Source organism: Peribacillus deserti (genome assembly GCF_002863585.1).
Taxonomy (GTDB): domain Bacteria; phylum Bacillota; class Bacilli; order Bacillales; family DSM-1321; genus Paraperibacillus; species Paraperibacillus deserti_A.
Genome location: NZ_PGUY01000014.1, coordinates 99,629 through 116,672, shown reverse-complemented (window position 1 = coordinate 116,672; position 17,044 = coordinate 99,629). Strand labels below are relative to the sequence as shown.

Annotated in this window: 18 protein-coding genes and 1 other annotated feature; all 18 genes read right to left on the bottom strand. The window is 41.3% G+C overall.

Translation table 11 applies throughout. The features are described 5' to 3' along the window. Positions 1-53 precede the first annotated feature (53 nt). The 18 genes from CUU66_RS05355 to CUU66_RS05270 all read right to left on the bottom strand — a co-directional run bounded on the left by CUU66_RS05355 (position 54) and on the right by CUU66_RS05270 (position 16,927). Complete coding sequence (locus CUU66_RS05355; protein WP_101640640.1) at positions 54-530, bottom strand: YaiI/YqxD family protein; 477 nt, start codon at positions 528-530, stop codon at positions 54-56. Between the two features lie 343 nt (positions 531-873). Continuing rightward, entirely contained in the window at positions 874-1,686 is an 813-nt protein-coding gene (locus CUU66_RS05350; protein ID WP_101640639.1) for a pyruvate, water dikinase regulatory protein, read from the bottom strand. Between the two features lie 14 nt (positions 1,687-1,700). Beyond that, a complete protein-coding gene (locus CUU66_RS05345) occupies positions 1,701-2,345 on the bottom strand; it encodes a helix-turn-helix transcriptional regulator (RefSeq protein ID WP_101640638.1) in 645 nt (214 codons plus the stop codon). Positions 2,346-2,567: 222 nt separating this feature from the next. Then, positions 2,568-4,640, bottom strand: a complete 2,073-nt coding sequence (gene glyS / locus CUU66_RS05340; RefSeq protein ID WP_101640637.1) for a glycine--tRNA ligase subunit beta — start codon at positions 4,638-4,640, stop codon at positions 2,568-2,570. Further along, positions 4,633-5,520 carry a glycine--tRNA ligase subunit alpha gene (glyQ, locus tag CUU66_RS05335; protein WP_101640636.1) on the bottom strand — a complete coding sequence of 296 codons (888 nt, stop codon included), beginning with the start codon at positions 5,518-5,520 and terminating at the stop codon, positions 4,633-4,635. Before glyQ ends, glyS begins: the two co-directional genes overlap by 8 nt. A 122-nt stretch (positions 5,521-5,642) precedes the next feature. Then, positions 5,643-5,827: a binding site (T-box leader), on the bottom strand. 61 nt (positions 5,828-5,888) lie between these two features. Continuing rightward, on the bottom strand, positions 5,889-6,641 hold the full coding sequence (recO, locus tag CUU66_RS05330; RefSeq protein ID WP_101640635.1) for a DNA repair protein RecO: 753 nt from the start codon (positions 6,639-6,641) through the stop codon (positions 5,889-5,891). 38 nt (positions 6,642-6,679) lie between these two features. Beyond that, a complete protein-coding gene (locus CUU66_RS05325; RefSeq protein WP_101640634.1) occupies positions 6,680-6,823 on the bottom strand; it encodes a YqzL family protein in 144 nt (47 codons plus the stop codon). A gap of 190 nt (positions 6,824-7,013) precedes the next feature. Next, a complete protein-coding gene (gene era / locus CUU66_RS05320) occupies positions 7,014-7,940 on the bottom strand; it encodes a GTPase Era (RefSeq protein WP_101640633.1) in 927 nt (308 codons plus the stop codon). Beyond that, positions 7,933-8,331, bottom strand: coding sequence for a cytidine deaminase (locus tag CUU66_RS05315; protein WP_101640632.1), 399 nt, complete (start codon positions 8,329-8,331; stop codon positions 7,933-7,935). The genes era and CUU66_RS05315 overlap by 8 nt, the downstream gene beginning before the upstream one ends. Before the next feature lie 40 nt (positions 8,332-8,371). Continuing rightward, positions 8,372-8,767 (bottom strand): diacylglycerol kinase family protein, encoded by a 396-nt coding sequence (locus tag CUU66_RS05310; protein WP_101640631.1) that lies wholly within the window; start codon positions 8,765-8,767, stop codon positions 8,372-8,374. Beyond that, a complete protein-coding gene (gene ybeY, locus CUU66_RS05305) occupies positions 8,742-9,215 on the bottom strand; it encodes an rRNA maturation RNase YbeY (RefSeq protein WP_101640630.1) in 474 nt (157 codons plus the stop codon). The genes CUU66_RS05310 and ybeY overlap by 26 nt, the downstream gene beginning before the upstream one ends. An 11-nt stretch (positions 9,216-9,226) precedes the next feature. Further along, complete coding sequence (locus tag CUU66_RS05300) at positions 9,227-11,392, bottom strand: HD family phosphohydrolase (protein ID WP_101640629.1); 2,166 nt, start codon at positions 11,390-11,392, stop codon at positions 9,227-9,229. Positions 11,393-11,562: 170 nt separating this feature from the next. Continuing rightward, positions 11,563-12,525, bottom strand: a complete 963-nt coding sequence (locus CUU66_RS05295) for a PhoH family protein (protein WP_101640628.1) — start codon at positions 12,523-12,525, stop codon at positions 11,563-11,565. Between the two features lie 3 nt (positions 12,526-12,528). Continuing rightward, positions 12,529-13,716: a sporulation protein YqfD gene (yqfD, locus tag CUU66_RS05290; protein ID WP_101640627.1), complete on the bottom strand. Its 1,188-nt coding sequence runs from the start codon at positions 13,714-13,716 to the stop codon at positions 12,529-12,531. Positions 13,717-13,731: 15 nt separating this feature from the next. Then, a complete protein-coding gene (yqfC, locus tag CUU66_RS05285; RefSeq protein WP_101640626.1) occupies positions 13,732-14,016 on the bottom strand; it encodes a sporulation protein YqfC in 285 nt (94 codons plus the stop codon). 64 nt (positions 14,017-14,080) lie between these two features. Further along, positions 14,081-14,572: a hypothetical protein gene (locus CUU66_RS05280; protein ID WP_101640625.1), complete on the bottom strand. Its 492-nt coding sequence runs from the start codon at positions 14,570-14,572 to the stop codon at positions 14,081-14,083. Positions 14,573-14,605: 33 nt separating this feature from the next. Continuing rightward, a complete protein-coding gene (floA, locus tag CUU66_RS05275) occupies positions 14,606-15,601 on the bottom strand; it encodes a flotillin-like protein FloA (RefSeq protein ID WP_101640624.1) in 996 nt (331 codons plus the stop codon). A 12-nt stretch (positions 15,602-15,613) separates the two neighbouring features. Then, the gene (locus tag CUU66_RS05270) at positions 15,614-16,927 is read right to left on the bottom strand and encodes an NfeD family protein (RefSeq protein ID WP_101640623.1); all 1,314 of its coding nucleotides are present in this window, start codon (positions 16,925-16,927) and stop codon (positions 15,614-15,616) included. Positions 16,928-17,044: the final 117 nt, after the last annotated feature.

Genomic DNA, 17,044 nt, shown 5'->3' with positions numbered 1-17,044 from the left:
GTAATTTTCTAAGCTTACTTAGTGATGATATGTAATGAATTCGCGAGAAATTTTTAATTTCCTGCAAGGTTCGACAATATTTTTGAAAGATTTATGAGAAAATGTTCTCGATCTTCCTTTTTGAATGGCTTCGGACCTTTGGTATATTTACCTTGACGCCGCATTTTACCTGCAGCATAACGCATTTCCAGCATTGGGCCTATATTGTTTTCCGTGTATTCCTTTCCCCTGGGGGAAAGTACGTAAACGTTTTTTGGCAGAAGAGTGCCAGCTAACCCAATATCCCCGGTAATCACAAGATCACCTTTTTTCGCATGGTTCAGGATATAAAGATCTGCGGCTTCTTTCTCGTTTTCCACATACACCCATTTCCCTTCAGAAGGGCTGTTCATCATATTATTGATCGAAGTAACAAAATAAACCTGTACGTTATAACGCTTAGCTTCCTTTGTTATTTCATCTTTAACCGGACAAGCATCAGCATCTACATAAATGATAGTACCTCTTTGTAATTCTACATTGTTCTTCATATTCCTTCTTATGCAGCCTTTTCTTTTAAAAAGTAAATGGATTTGTCGAAAAATTCTATCAGGTAAAACTTGACATCTCACATTTCTTAGTTTATTCCTTATTTACCAAGTCTAAACCTTAAAAATGCTTTTTTATCACAGCTTTTTATTATAGTACATTTTTATTTGAAAATCTATTATTTTAACTTGTGGCAAATATGTGACTTTTTTTAGCCAGGCATTATTGAAAACGTTTTTTGCGATTTAAAAAACCAGGTGGGATGTTACAAGAGTCTGTTTAATGGGATACATAAGCTAAAGCTGTATAATTGCCCTCTGCAAAAAAAATAGCACATGATATGTGCTATGCTTCCGATCCTTTTTGTATGATATTTATGATGGTATTAGCGGTCTCTTCCACCGCTTTATTCGTTACATCAATCACCGGGCAATTTAATTTCTCGATAATTTTTTCAAAATAAGTTAGTTCTTCTTTAATTCTTTCAATATTGGCATAAATGGCATGGTCATTCAAACCAAGAGTTTTCAGCCGCTCTTTCCTTATATCGTTCAGTTTCTCCGGACTGATCTTTAATCCTATGCATTTATTAGGAGGCACCAGAAAGAGTTCCTCCGGCGGATCCACTTCGGGAACAACAGGCACATTTGCGACTTTTAATCTTTTATGGGCTAAATATTGGGATAAAGGCGTCTTAGATGTTCTGGATACACCAACTAATACAATATCAGCTCTTAATATTCCTCTTGGATCACGGCCATCATCGTACTTTACCGCAAATTCTATAGCTTCTACTCTCTTAAAATAATCCTCATCCAGTTTGCGGACCATACCGGGCTCATAAAGCGGCTTTGAATCAAAGCATTGCTGCAGATTATCAACTAATGGACCGATTATGTCGTATGCAAAAATATGTTCGCTGTCAGCCCTCTCCTTCATATAGCTGCGTACTTCCGGTTTCACAAGCGTGTATGCAATGATGCCGGAATTTATCTTAGCTAAGGAAATGACTTCCTCGATATTGGCATGAGTCTCTACATATGGAATGCGTTTAATGATGACTCCATACCCTTTAAACTGGCTTGCGGCAGCTTTAGTCACTAGCTCAGCAGTTTCCCCCACTGAATCAGAAACTACATAAATTATTTTACTGTTCATTTAGTTCCCCACCCCTATATGCCGTCATCAGCCAAGGCAACAAAGGCCTTAGCAATATTTGTCTTTGTAATTCTTCCCGTTACTTCATAACCCTTTTCAGTTTCTTTAACAACTGGTACGGCATCTATTTGTTTATCTATCAGTCTTTTAGCTACATCTATCAGTAAATCTTCTTTTGTGCACATAGTTACATTAGGCATTCGCGTCATTATTATATTTACCGGGATTGAAGTTAGTTCCTGCTTTCCTATGCTCGCTCTCAGCAGATCTTTACGGGAGAGTACTCCTTTAAGAATGGACTCCTTATCCACCACAAATAATGTGCCAACATCCTCGAGGAACATCGTACAAATAGCATCATAGACAGAAATACTGTCACCTACGACAACTGGGATGGATTGATAATCTTTAACAATGATTTTCTTCAGGTTGTCCGTGAGCAGCTGTGTTTCGCTTTTACCCGAATAAAAATATCCAACCCTGGGTCTCGCATCCAAATATCCTGCCATAGTCAGAATCGCTAAATCTGGACGGAGAGTTGCCCTGGTAAGATTCAATTGGTCAGCAATGTGCTCGCCTGTTATTGGTCCATTTTGCTTCACGATCTCTAAAATCTGCTGCTGACGTTTATTAAGTTCGATTGTAAACACCACCTTCATAAAAAGCGCTGGCAGCCTGCTGGAGGACTAGTTACCATATGGAGGATAATTAACCAGCCCATACGCTGCCTGCGTCATGACAGACGCTCATATTGATCTCTGCAATATGTAAAACGAAAAATGAGTTATACTGTTTTCTATAATTATATACTAATTAGAAGAATTCACAAACATTGGATTCATAAGAAAAGGCCGGTCTTTGGGATAGACCGGCCTTCACCTTTAACCCGTAATAATTTTGTTGAACTCAGCAAACTTTCGAATGACCCTAGTAATTTCAAATAATAGTGCCAGACGGTTATTCCTGACCTTCTCATCTTCAGCCATTACCATTGTGTGTTCAAAGTATTCTTCAATCTCTGTCTTCATCGAAATCAGAAGATCGAATTTGGATTCTTCATTATGCTGTTGATCATATGATTCTACTGTCTTTTGATAGGCTGCAAATAGTTTATGCTCATATTCGTTTTCGAAAAGATCCGGATTTGGAGTTACATGGCCGGAAGCCTTGTTAGAAATATTCATAACGCGGCTTAGAGTTTCAACCGATCCTTTAAACTCAGGCTCGTTCTTTTTAGCTTCCAGCACACTTGCCCTTTCCACCAGTTCTGACAGGATGCCTACTTCATTTTCCAGAACAGAGTCAATTAAATCATAGCGGATGTTCTGTTCATTCAAGAGATGCTTTATTCTCATCTTAAAGAAATGCGTTAATTCTGTATGTGTTTCGGTTCTTGATCTCTTTGCAAATCCTTCGCTCTCGATATTATCTAATGCCATATCAAGCAGGGATTCAAACGTTAAATTCCACTTGGATTGCTCCAGGATGGCTACAATACCGCTCGCCTGCCTTCTAAGAGCATAAGGATCCTGGGAACCTGTAGGAATGATCCCAATTGAGAAGCAAGAGGCAATAGTGTCCAGCTTTTCAGCAATGGATAGTACAGAGCCAATCACAGATGGAGGAACTGAATCTTCTGCATTCCGAGGCATATAATGCTCGTTTATGGCAGCGGCAACAGCTTCATCCTCACCCTTTAACCGGGCATACTTCTCTCCCATAAACCCCTGTAATTCAGGAAATTCATATACCATATGAGATACCAGGTCGAACTTGCTGATTTCTGCAGCACGGTCCGTCTGGCTTTGTTCCTTCTCACTTAAATTTATTTTCTTAGCAATCTGGGAGGCCAGCCTTCTCACGCGTTGAACTTTATCCGCCAAGGTGCCCAGCTCTTCCTGATAAACGATGGTTTGAAGCTTCTTTAATGATGCTTCGATTGTAGTCCTTTGATCTTCTTTATAGAAGAAGGAAGCATCCGCAAGTCTTGCACGCAATACTTTTTCATTCCCCCTGGCAACTGTCTCCAGATGTTCCTTATTTCCGTTCCTGATGGTAATAAAGAAAGGCAGAAGGTTCCCCTTTTGATCCTTTACCGGGAAATATCGCTGATGCTCTTTCATAGAAGTCACGAGTACTTGTTCAGGCAGTTCAAGAAATTCTTCTTCAAACTTCCCGTACAGTGCAGTTGGGAACTCGACTAGATTATTGACTTCCTCAAGCAATTCTTCATCAATTGGAATCTCCCAATTCTGAGCCTGTGCCAACTCTTTTATATCATTAATGATTAACTGTTTTCTCTCTTCCGGATTTGTAATGACAAACTGTTCCTTAAGTAACTCTTCGTATTTAGACGGGGAATGCATCACCACATCACTTCCAAGGAAGCGATGTCCCCGGCTTATTTTATCCGTCTTCACATCAGTTATGGAAAAAGGAATGATTTCTTCGCCATATAAAGCGATCAGCCATTTAATCGGCCTTACAAATCGGAGATCTTCATCGGCCCATTTCATATTTTTAGGGAAATTCAAACCCGTAATAATGTCTTTCAACTCAGGAAGAAGCTCTCTTGTCGGCTTTCCTTTAATAAACTTATTTACATATACATATTCAACACCATTAAGCTCTTTAAAGAATATATCCTCTACAGCCACACCCTGTCCGCGGGCAAACCCTGCTGCAGCCTTCGACCAGTTTCCCTCCTGATCCAGCGCTATTTTTTTCGCTGGGCCTTTTGCTTCCTCATTGATGTCCTTTTGTGATTCTGCAGCTTCTTTAACCCAGACAGCAAGTCGGCGTGGCGTAGAGTACGCGATAATTTCACTGAACTCAATTTGCTTTTCATTCAGCCATGTTTGTACTTTATCTTTCAGCTGGTTCATGGAGGAAGTCACAAACCGCGCAGGCATTTCTTCCAGCCCGATCTCTAATAAGATATCGTGTTTACTCATGAGATAGTTCCTCCTTCTTTAAAATTGGGAAACCAAGCTTTTCTCTCTCTTCATAAAACGTTTTTGCCACTTTCCGTGCAAGGTTCCTGACTCTTGCCAGATAACCGGTACGTTCTGTAACAGAGATCGATCCTCTTGCATCCAATACGTTAAACGTGTGTGAACATTTTAGCACATAGTCATAAGCTGGATGCACCAGGCCATTTTCCATCTGACGGTGAGCCTCTTTTTCATAGATGTTGAAAAGCTGGAAAAGCATATCAGGGTCAGAGGTTTCAAACGTGTATTTTGAATGTTCATATTCAGGCTGATAGAAGATATCTCTTACGGTAAATCCATTTGTCCATTCTAAATCAAACACATTTTCTTTGTCCTGGATATACGAAGCCAAGCGCTCAATTCCATAAGTTATCTCGACTGATACAGGCTTACACTCAATCCCGCCAACCTGTTGGAAATATGTGAATTGGGTAATCTCCATCCCATCCAGCCAAACCTCCCAGCCAAGTCCTGCGCAGCCAAGGGAAGGGTTCTCCCAGTTATCTTCTACAAAGCGGATATCATGCTTTAGGGGATCAATTCCAAGTGCTTTTAATGAATCGAGATAAAGCTCCTGAATGTTTTCAGGTGAAGGTTTCATAATAACCTGAAATTGATGGTGCTGATAAAGCCTGTTGGGATTTTCTCCATACCGCCCGTCAGCCGGCCTTCTTGACGGCTCCACATAGGCAACATTCCACGGCTCCGGGCCTATAGCACGGAGAAACGTGTAAGGGCTCATTGTACCTGCTCCCTTTTCAACATCATAGGCCTGCATAAGTATACAGCCTTGTTCTGACCAATGCTTTTGAAGAGTTAAAATCATGTTCTGAATATTCATACCGCACCTCCAAATAATTTAAAGCGGATGCGAACCTTACAAAGAGTGACGGTCCGTTCATACATAACCGGCACCCCAAGGTCGTTTCAACACATAAAAAAACTCCCGTTCCTATGCTTTCGCATAGGGACGAGAGTTTACCCGCGGTTCCACCCTATTTGCCGATATCATCGGCCGCTTTTGCTGGTACTCCAGCCTGCTCTGCTCGGGACTGCCTTCCCTGAAGTCTCTTTTCCCGGCTTTCACCGACCCGGGCTCGCTATAAAAGAGTGAGTTTTCAGGTACTACTTTCCTTCAACGCATCCATATAATTAAAACAAATTTTATAAGATTGAATATTACTTTGTCAATAGTTAGCACTAGATGTATTAAAATTTCTGTTTGAACGTATCCATCTGGTCCAGGAATTTCTTTGATTTAAGCTGAAGTCCAGAATATTCCTCGTAAAACGAATTGATTACATGCTCTAGTTCTTTTTTTGTCTCTGGCTTAACCGAAATACTGCCCAGCCGGCTTAAATCGAAATAATAAAACACCCTTAAAAGTTTAACTGCAGCAGGAGAAATTTTCAAATGGTAGGGATCTTTTTCAAGGCAGCGGTGGCAGATAAAACCGCCTTCCCGGATCGAAAAGGAAAAATTGCCTTCTGTTGCACCGCAAATGGCACATTGATTCAAGGTTGGATGCAGTCCAAGTACATCGAGCATCTTCATCTCAAAAATAAATTTGATAATTTCACTGTCATAGCCTTCATTTATGTAATTAAGGGATTGGTAGAGCAATTCAAATAAATAGGGATTGGGTTTTCTGTCTTCCACACTTTTGTCAAGCAATTCAACAATATAAGATGCATATGCCGTAGTGATGATATCCTCCCTTATTGCTCTCATGGAAGACACCGTCTCCCCCTGCTGCAGCCCTCCCATTCCTTTGGAAGGCTGGACCAGATAGGAACCATAATTAAATAATTGGGTGACAGCAGAGAACCTGCTGCTCGGCTTGCTGGCACCTCGCGCCATCACCGCAATTTTCCCCCATTCACGGGTATACAATGTAATAATTTTATTATTTTCTCCATAATTGGAACGTCTTATTACAATTCCCTCACATTTTTGGAGCATGATAAGGTACCCACCCTTCAGAGTGGAAGCAAGACTTACTAGGAGATAGGGAAATCTGTTTCTGCTAGCTCAGTTTCTGCCATTTCGGGTTTATCGCCATGTTCCAGCTCCAATTCTTTAAATAGGAGATAGGTATCAATATTACCTGTACTGCTGAATACTCTCCAGGTAAAATCCAACATTGTAAGCCCACCTTTCAAATGTAAAACTAGCAATTCTAAATACTATCCCAAAACCTTAAGCTTATCTTGACCATTCTGTCAGTTTTCATGTTAAACATTTTTTACTACGTATAAATCCTCTTTTACCTGTTTACATCTACAGATGAATTCACAATACATTTAAAAAATAACCAACTGTTAGAAGCAGCAATTAATATTCATCTTCCCGGAAACCGTAGTCCCTTAACTGTCCGGCCTTATTTCTCCAATCCTTCTGAACCTTAACCCAGAGTTCAAGAAATACCTTGGACCCCAGAAGATTCTCTATATCGAGACGGGCGCGCTGACCAATTTCCTTAAGCATTTTGCCTTGCTTTCCAATTACGATCCCTTTTTGCGAATCTCTTTCCACAATCACAGTTGCCATAACATGTATGGTTTCGCTGTTTCCTTCCCGCTTGATCGAATCAATCACAACGGCAATGGAATGGGGAATCTCTTCCCTCGTTAAATGCAGAGCCTTTTCACGAATTAATTCAGAAATGATAAATCTTTCCGGGTGGTCTGTTACTTGGTCAGCCGGATAATATTGCGGCCCCTCCGGCAGGAAGTCCTTGATCTGCCCCAAAAGCGTTTCAACGTTATTCCCCTGCAGGGCAGAAATCGGAACGACTTCTTTGAATTCCATCTTCGATGAGTATTTTTCAATCAGCGGCATTAATTCATCCGGGTGGATCTGGTCAATCTTGTTAATAACTAGGAAAACGGGAGTTTTTATCGTCTTTAATTTTTCAATGATGAATTCGTCGCCTCTTCCATAGCCTTCCTCTGCATTAATCATAAACAATACTAGATCTACCTCTTTAAGCGTATTCTGTGCAACCTTCATCATGAAATCACCGAGCTTGTGTTTCGGCTTGTGAATTCCAGGAGTGTCAATGAATATCATCTGAGCATCATTAAGAGTCAGCACTCCCTGGACCTTATTTCTGGTTGTCTGAGGCTTATCGCTCATGATGGCTATTTTTTGGCCGATTACCCGGTTTAAGAACGTTGATTTACCAACATTCGGACGTCCAATAATAGATATGAATCCCGACTTGTAATTCTTTGATGTATTTTCATTTATTTTATTCATGTAAATCCTCCGGTGAAAAGGCTCCTGGCAATAATTCTTCCACAGTTGTCTCTTTTATTTCCCCTTTTAAATTGGTTAAAACTACTTTCATATCTCTAGGACAGAATTCAGAAATAACCTGGCGGCATGCTCCGCAAGGAGAAACAGGCCCGTCCGTATCGGCTATAACAGCCAACATAGAAAAGTCCTTGTCCCCTTCTGAAACAGCTTTGAAAAATGCCGTTCTTTCTGCGCAATTTGTCATACTGTACCCCGCATTTTCTATATTGCAGCCGCTATATACTTTGCCGTCTGCGGTTAGAAGTGCTGCCCCTACTTGGAAATTTGAATAGGGAACATAGGCTTTTTGTCTTGCTTCTTTCGCTCTTTCAATGAGTTCCTGAATGTTCATTTATATCTTCCTTTCTAATTGCTATAAAAAAATAACTGCTTTAAGTCCAGATAAGTTCCATCAGCCGGGGAACAAAAATGACAAGCCCAATAATGATGGAAATGAATGAGAAAAATAGAACAGCGCCTGCTGCCATATCTTTGGCCTGTTTAGCCAGAAGATGATATTCTTCCGTTGCAAGATCAACCGCTCGTTCTAGAGCTGAATTCACCAATTCAAGTGAAATAGTTACACCTATAGAGAGAAAAATGAATAACCATTCTATCTGGGTCAGGTTAAGTATCCAGCCCGCAATAAGAACTAACACAGAAATTACCGCATGAATCCGGACATTCCTTTCCGTTTTTAATGCCATATAAATTCCATTGGCAGCAAAAGATACACTTTTATAAAAAGGATTCTTTCGCCCTTTATGACCTTGTAAGCCCGTATTCATCCAATATTTCCTTTTGCTTGCCAAACATCATTTTTTCATCCTCTTCTGTCATATGATCAAAACCAAGCAGATGGAGAAATCCATGGAGTGCCAGGAACCCAAGCTCTCTTTTAAAAGAATGCTTATAATCAGCTGCTTGTTCCCTTGTTTTTTCTACGGAGATAATAATGTCCCCTAGAATTCTCGGCATGTCCGCTCCTTTGATCTCTATCTCGTCTTCTCCCATCTCTTCAAGTGCGAACGATATGACATCGGTCGGCTTATCTTTGCTGCGGTATTCACGGTTTATTTCCTGGATTCTGTTATTGTCCACAAACGTAACAGATATTTCCGTCTGCGGCTGTATGGATAGCTTTTCTGCTGCAAACTGCAGCAATTCTTCTACCAGTGCCTGATCCTTATCAGTTGTTTCATTGGTTTCATCAATAAAGTCAATATTTAACAGCATCGTTTCACCTGCTATTTAGTTTTTTTGATTTCCGGATACTCGATACGAGTATGAAATATTCCTTTAAGAGTTTCACTTAATGATTTCTTAACGATATCCAGCTCTTTCATTGTTATATCACATTCATTAAATTGCCCATCCTCAAGACGTTCTACAATTATGCTTTTTATTAATTGATCAATCTTTTCAGCGGTGGGATTTCCCATGGATCTCACAGCCGCCTCAACACTGTCGGCTATGCTGATTACAGCTGACTCCTTTGTCTGCGGTTTCGGACCAGGATATCTGAATTCTGATTCTTTTACATCTTCTCTCTGCTGTGCTGCTTTATGGTAAAAATACTTCAGTAAAGTGGTCCCATGGTGCTCTTTTGCTATAGATACAATTTCTTCCGGCAGGCGGTGTTTTGTGAGTGACTCTACCCCGTCAGAAACATGAGCAATAATAATATCTTTACTTTTTTCCGGATCCAGGCGGTCATGTGGATTTTCTATGTTCATTTGATTTTCTATAAAAAATTGCGGCCGCTTTGTCTTGCCTATATCGTGATAATAACAGCCCACTCGGGCAAGCAGGCCATTTGCTCCAATGGACTCACAGGCAGATTCTGCTAGGTTCGCAACCATTATACTATGGTGATAGGTTCCTGGTGCATCCGTTAATATCCTCCTCAGCAGTGGATGGTTTGGGTTGGATAACTCGATCAGCCTCATGGTTGTTAATATTCCAAAGCCCGTTTCAAAGAATGGAAGGACACCTATCGTCAGGATAGATGATGCAAGCCCAGACACAAGTGCCGAAATGATATAAAATACAAATTCTATCTTGAGTGACCGGACATCCATAATAAATAAAAGGGCGAGTATGAGCAGGAAGTTCAGAAGTGACAAAAATAAACCTGCCTGCAGGATCTTGGCTCTATAGTTCTTAGTATACAAGAGGATGATTCCAGCTGCTCCGCTTAGCAGTATGTATAGACCGGCAGCAATATGTAAATTCGAGGCGGTTCCATCGTTAAAAATGATGGTCCCATACGAAGCCAGTACTATGGTGATCGCAATGGCCAGCCTCTCATTAAGGAGTACTTTTATCAGCATAGCTGCAAAGGCAGCCGGAAAAAAATACACCATATCGATATATTCAGCTTCTTGAAAGAGACTTACGGTTTTCATGATCAGCAGAGCAAGAAGGTATACAAAGCTGAACAGCAGAATCTGGCTTTGTTTCTTGTCAGTATTTTCTTTGTTCAGCTGAAAATAATAAAATAAACCACTCATTGTTAACAATATAAATAAGCCAAGGCCAATGAAGGGAAGGTAAGAGGTCTGCTCCTCGAGTAAACCAGCGAGCTTTAGCTGTCGGTAAATGTCACGGTCCACAAGCTGCCCTTCCTCTACAATCACCTCACCCTGCAGAATTTTAACAGGCTCGACGCCTTCTACTGCTGTCTGAACCTTTTCTTCCGACTTTTGGCTGTCATAGAACTCATTCTGAATGATAGCAAAACGGGCTAATTCAATTGCAGCGTCCTTAATATCTTTAGGAAGGCTTGAAATTTTCAGCTGTTCTGCTGCCCGGTTTTTCGCAGGTTCTACTTCACTCGCGGGAATTTTTGTGCTCATCACATTGTGTATGGCGGTCAAGGTAAGATCCCTGGCCATGACAAAATTTTGTTCATCCGCCTTTATAAGTGCCATAAAAACGTCATCAGACAGATCTTTCGTTACATTTCCTGTCAGCTTTTGCTTAGCTAAGGCTGCATGTGCCGGAGTGCCTATTTGTGTTTTGCTGGATGGTAAATCCCCCTCGTCTTTCTCCGCCTTCTCTTGCTGCTTAATTTCCAGTTCCGCTTTTACTTCCTGAACTGAGTCAAATATCGAGGAAATGAGGTCTACACGGTTTTCGGCATACTCCTTTTTCTGTGTAAATACATCTTCAACATCCTTGGCTGCTTCCTGCTTGTATTGTTCTGTTTTCTCCTTATCCACAACGGTCTGGGGTGCACGGATGGTCTTATCTGCCGGGGTAAGCAGTGAAACATTAATTTTTTCTGGCATGACATTATCAAACATAACCAAATATGTAATTAATCCTAAAAGGATAAAAAGCAAAGCTTGGAAGACCTTCATCCTCAGAAGATCTTTTAACTTAGTGACTGCTCTATAAACCCTGCTCATCTTAAAGCCCCCCTGAACAAACAATGATTCAGCTTATTCTATATATACTATGTACGTTAAAATAATATCAGTTTTTGAGTGAAGTTTCATCCTAATTAAGCAAGCCGGCCTTTTATGGGTTCTTTATCTACCTGAAAAAACCCGCCAATTGGCTTGGCAGGCTTAGTGACTTATTGATTTGCTTTTTCATATGCTCCAATGATCCTTGCTACCAATGGATGTCTTACAATGTCACTCTGTTCTAGCTCAACAAACGACATGCCCGACACATTCTTCAAGATTTCTTCAGCCGTGGTCAAGCCGGATTTTACCCCTTTGGGAAGGTCAATCTGAGAGCGGTCTCCCGTAATGACCATCTTGGAACCGAAGCCAAGCCGGGTCAGAAACATTTTCATCTGTGCTCCTGTAGTATTCTGGGCTTCATCAAGAATGACATAAGCGTCATCCAATGTTCTTCCTCTCATATATGCCAGAGGTGCAATCTCAATAGTTCCCCGTTCAATCATCCGCTCCGTATGGTCTGTGCCTAAAACATCATGTAGAGCATCATATAATGGGCGTAAATATGGATCGACCTTTTCTTTTAAGTCTCCCGGTAAAAACCCAAGGCTCTCGCCTGCTTCTACAGCCGGCCTGGTTAGAATGATCTTTTTTACACTTCCATTTTTCAAGGCATGTACGGCCATAATGACAGCTAGGTAGGTTTTACCAGTACCAGCAGGGCCAATTCCAAATACCAGATCATTTTTTCTCATTTCGGAAATATACTGACGCTGCCCAAGAGTTTTAACCCGAATCGTTTTCCCCTTGGCATTCTTCATAATTTCTTCGTTATACAGTTCCAAAAAGTACTCTATAGTCCCTTTCTGGGCCATCTGCACAGCGTACATCGCATCCCGGGAACTGATGTTAATGCCTTTTCTGATGACTTTTATCAGGGCTTTCAGTACCGTTTCTGCCTGTTCCGCAGAAGTCTGGCTGCCCGTGATGGTAATATCCTCCCCACGGGTAACTACTGACACGTTTAACTCTTGTTCGAGTATTTTTAAGTTTGAATCTGAATTTCCCAGCAAAGCAAGTGCTTCGGCAGGAGATTCCAGGTGTAAGTTGACTACTTTTGCTTCTTCTGACATTCCTTAGTCTCCTTGAATAATTGGTTGTCCGACAGCTATATTTTCTATAACTTGGTAATGTAAAGATAGTTTTACTTTACCACTGTCGGTTGTCTGGTGCAAAATTTTCTCCCCAACGATCTTGGAATCTTCAGGTATAAGTTTCATTAAGTCTTTTTTCCCCATCTCTCTTGCTTTTGAAACTGCCTCTTTTACACTATACTTGCGGGTAACGTCTTCCTTTTCTCGATGAGTTGCCGTCTTATAATGAATGGGCAGCTCCCACTTTAGAAATTTCAGAGGGCGTTCGGACAGTTCGGTTTCAAAGTTTTTATAATCTGGTTTTTTAAAATTCCAGACAGGTATCGAAAACTTAGCTATTTTTATATAATGTTTCACGCTTTCTCTCCCATTAAACACGGAAAAATTGGTTATTAAAGGAACCTCTACCTGGGATTTATACCAGGTCTCCCCCCATACCTCTCCGTCTGCTGCCACAATCTTTGGCTTATCAGGATTGCCAATCGTGCCCGATACGAGCATCTGTCCCTTTTTAACATAATCATGAACAGCAACTACTGACTGCCCCTTCACGACAAACATCTTTGAAATGACAGCTTTTTTACCGGCCACAAGATTTCTAGGCGAGAGCTTGACCTGTTCATCCGGCTGTTTCTTTTCAACCACCTGAAAATGAAAAGTTGTCCCTTTAAGCTCCACACCGATCCAGGTTAATGCCGAAATATTGTTGGTCAGCTTCCGCTGGATATCATCCGCGTCATCAAGCAGGAACTGGATTTTTCCTTTTTCTACTCCCATCTTGTCCAATTCTTTTCGGATCAAATGCTCAGTTTCTGGCTTAGCTCCTCTAATTTCAATACCCCAGACCATATTAGATAAAAGAAAAATAAGTACGACAAATGCAAGGAAACCTGCTAAAAAACCACTGTTTTTTAGCAGCCGTTTAAATAAGAATGGACCTCCTCGCCCCTCGAGAAAGGAAAGTTTACAGTCGCTGTTTCTTACCGCATTCCGAAATTTATGCATTTCTTTAAGTTGAATATTAAAAAGGATGGAATGCGATCCAGCTCTTTTGACATTCCATATATAGATATTTTGCTTAATAAGCTTATTAATTACTCTCTCTGTCCCTATCCCATCTGCTTTCACTCTAATATATCCTGCTAAAAAGTTTGTCCACTGATTCTTCATGGGTTTCCCCCCGTATTATTCATTGATAAAAAAGACATGATCTATTTTCCCCTCCAGCAGGATCTCCTCAGGAAGGATAGCCTTTATGGAAAAAGAGTTACCCTTAATTAGCAGCTGGCCGTTTTTTAACATTAATCTCAATTCTGTATCTGTGAAGGTTAAAAGTCCTCTATGGTTTTCAATATAAATATGTAATTGGCCAATCATTGTAATACGGGGCAGGTCCATTATTACATCATGTGGAAGGTCCATTGATTTCATCATAAGCTGCCGTAATTTTTGTCCCCACTTTTGTGCCATAAAAAAAGAACCCCCTTTTATCTCAAATGTATGAGCGAAAAAGGGGTTCTAGCACTGAAAAATTCTATTTTTTCAACACAGTTGCTGATTTTGCTCTTCGATAACGGGAGGTGTATCCTTTCGGTTTTCCTAAAATTTCTGCCATCATGATACCCTGCAGGATCTGATTTTGGCCAAACTCCAATTTTGGGAGTGTTTCCTGCCGAGGGTACGTTTCTTTACTATCTCCAACCGCAACTCTTGCAGTGGCAGCCTTCCTTTCAATTGCTCCACTGCTATGTTCGCTGTTTATCGCTTGTGCCAGACCTTCGTCATGGTATACAGGGAACGCAGAAGGCTCTACAGCCGGCAGCTCCTTAAGAGGGGTAGTTCCTTCTCTACCGGAAGGAGCGTTTCTTAGAGATGGACCTCCGAATGGGTCGGTCCCTTTATAAGCCTTCTTAAGCCGGCCCGCTTTACCATCCATTTTCAACCTTTTATAGAGAGAAGATAAAATCCCCAGAATGATGATGATAAAGAAAGCATTTCCAAATAAAATGTCTACTAATGCTTCCAACAGGGTTCCCCCTTTCTAATTAACCGGCAGACATCAACTCTTACCTCCATCTTTAGGATCTTTGGACATCCTGCTGATTGAGTCTCTCATATCTGTATCAGCTGTAATATTCTGCAGATTGATATAATCCATTACACCTAAGTTTCCTGATTTAAGTGCCTCGGCCATAGCGAGTGGAACCTCTGCTTCTGATTCCACTACTTTTGCCCTCATTTCTTCTACACGGGCTTTCATCTCCTGCTCGTAAGCAACAGCCATTGCCCGGCGTTCTTCAGCCTTCGCCTGCGCAATCTTCTTATCAGCCTCTGCCTGTTCAGTTTGAAGGTTAGCTCCGATATTGCTTCCGATATCTACATCCGCTATGTCAATCGAAAGAATCTCGAAGGCAGTCCCGGAATCCAGACCTTTCGATAACACAGTCTGTGAAATCATGTCGGGATTTTCTAATACCTTTTTATGACTGTCAGAGGATCCAATCGTGGAAACAATCCCTTCACCTACCCGGGCTATGACTGTCTCTTCCCCAGCTCCTCCCACAAGGCGGTCTATATTCGCTCTGACTGTAATCCTTGCTTTTGCCTTTACCTCGATCCCATTCATGGCTACACCGGCAATAAAAGGGGTCTCAATCACTTTTGGATTGACACTCATCTGGACGGCTTCCAGGACGTTTCTTCCTGCAAGATCAATCGCTGCACTCCGCTCGAATGAGAGCTCTATATTGGCCCTATGCGCCGCGATGAGCGCATTTACTACCCGATCTACATTTCCACCAGCCAGATAATGGCTCTCAAGCTGATTGGTGGTTACATCAATGCCTGCTTTATGTGCCTTTATTAAGGGGTTGATCACCCTGCTTGGAATAACACGTCTAAGCCTCATCCCAATCAATGTGAATATGCTTACCCTCACTCCGGCTGCAAGTGCAGAAACCCAGAGCATGACCGGAACAAACGTAAGTAAAACCGCAAACACAATAATCCCTGCCACAACCGCTATTAATAAAATGATCGTACTGGTCGTTAACATAGATTCTCCTCCTTATAACTGATTGACTACTTCACGTACCACAATTCTGGCACCTTCTGCTTTTATGACTTTTACTTTTGTATCCTTTGCAATAAAACTTCCTTCTGTAACAACATCAAGCCGTTCATGATCAATCAAGGCAATGCCAGATGGCCTGAGCGGAGTCAAAGCTGCCCCCTCCCTCCCTATCAAATCAATTCTATTCTTGTTAGAAACATAACCTTTTTCCGTTGCCGTCGAGTCTTTTAAGATAATCTTGTTTAGCATTTTCATTTTCCGTCCATACACCTTTACCATAATGATGGCTGTTCCTATCGAAACCGTAAGAGCGATCAGCAGCGATACTGATGTTAACACCAGATTTTCTGTTGCTAGATATAAACTGCCAACGATACAGGCAAAACCCAGCACACCCGCAATAGCTCCTGGCAGGAACAGCTCTAAAATAAGCAAAACAATTCCAACAGCAAATAAAAGAATGGATTCATAGCCTGTCAACCCGGCAACCATATGGCCGAAAAAAAATAATAAAAAGCTCGAAAAACCGGCTAGACCCGGCAGCCCGATTCCAGGAGTAAACAGTTCAATAACAAGCCCTAAACAGCCTATTGTAAGAAGAATCGGAATGACCGCCGGATGAGTAAGTATCCGGGCAGCCTTTTCAGCAAAGCTTTCATGTATAGTCGTAGTCTTTGCTTTTGCCAGCCCTAGAGTCTGTAATAATTCCTCTTGACTTTTAACAGTCCCCTTACTGTAGCCAGCTTCTTTGGCTTGCGATGCAGTCAGAGTAAGTAATTTTCCATTACCTGTTCCATATCCACTTATATGAACATTATCGCTGGCCATAGCTAATGCAAATTTTGGATCTCTTCCATGATTCTCAGCTGCTGCACTCATCGCCGCCAGCCAATAGGACTGTGCCTTTTTTGAGGCAGCATTTCCTTCTGAATCAATAATAGCAGCCGATCCCATCGTCCCGCCAGGAACCATGTAGATTTCATCAGCATGGAGGGCGATAAATGCACCAGCAGATAATGCTCTATTATTGATGAATGCAACTTTCTTAACTGGCGTATCATCCATTAATTTAGCGATTTTTTCCGCTGCTGCCACCGTTCCCCCCGGTGTATTAATGTCAAAAATAATCGTTTCCGCCCCACCTTTAACAGCGGTATCAATTCCGCGCTTGAGAAACGCATACAATCCACTCTCAACGCTATTGTTAACAGGTATGATATACGTTTTATTATTATCCGCCAGAGGCTTCTCCGGGACCATACACATGACTAATAATAATAATCCTAAGGACAGAAGCCATTTTTTCATACAAACACCTCCTCCATTTTCCGTTAATTACAATACGCCTGAATCGTTAAAGAGTTTCATCCACATTCTTAAATTATCACGACAGAACCGCCTGATCATACAGTTTATGTAAATTTA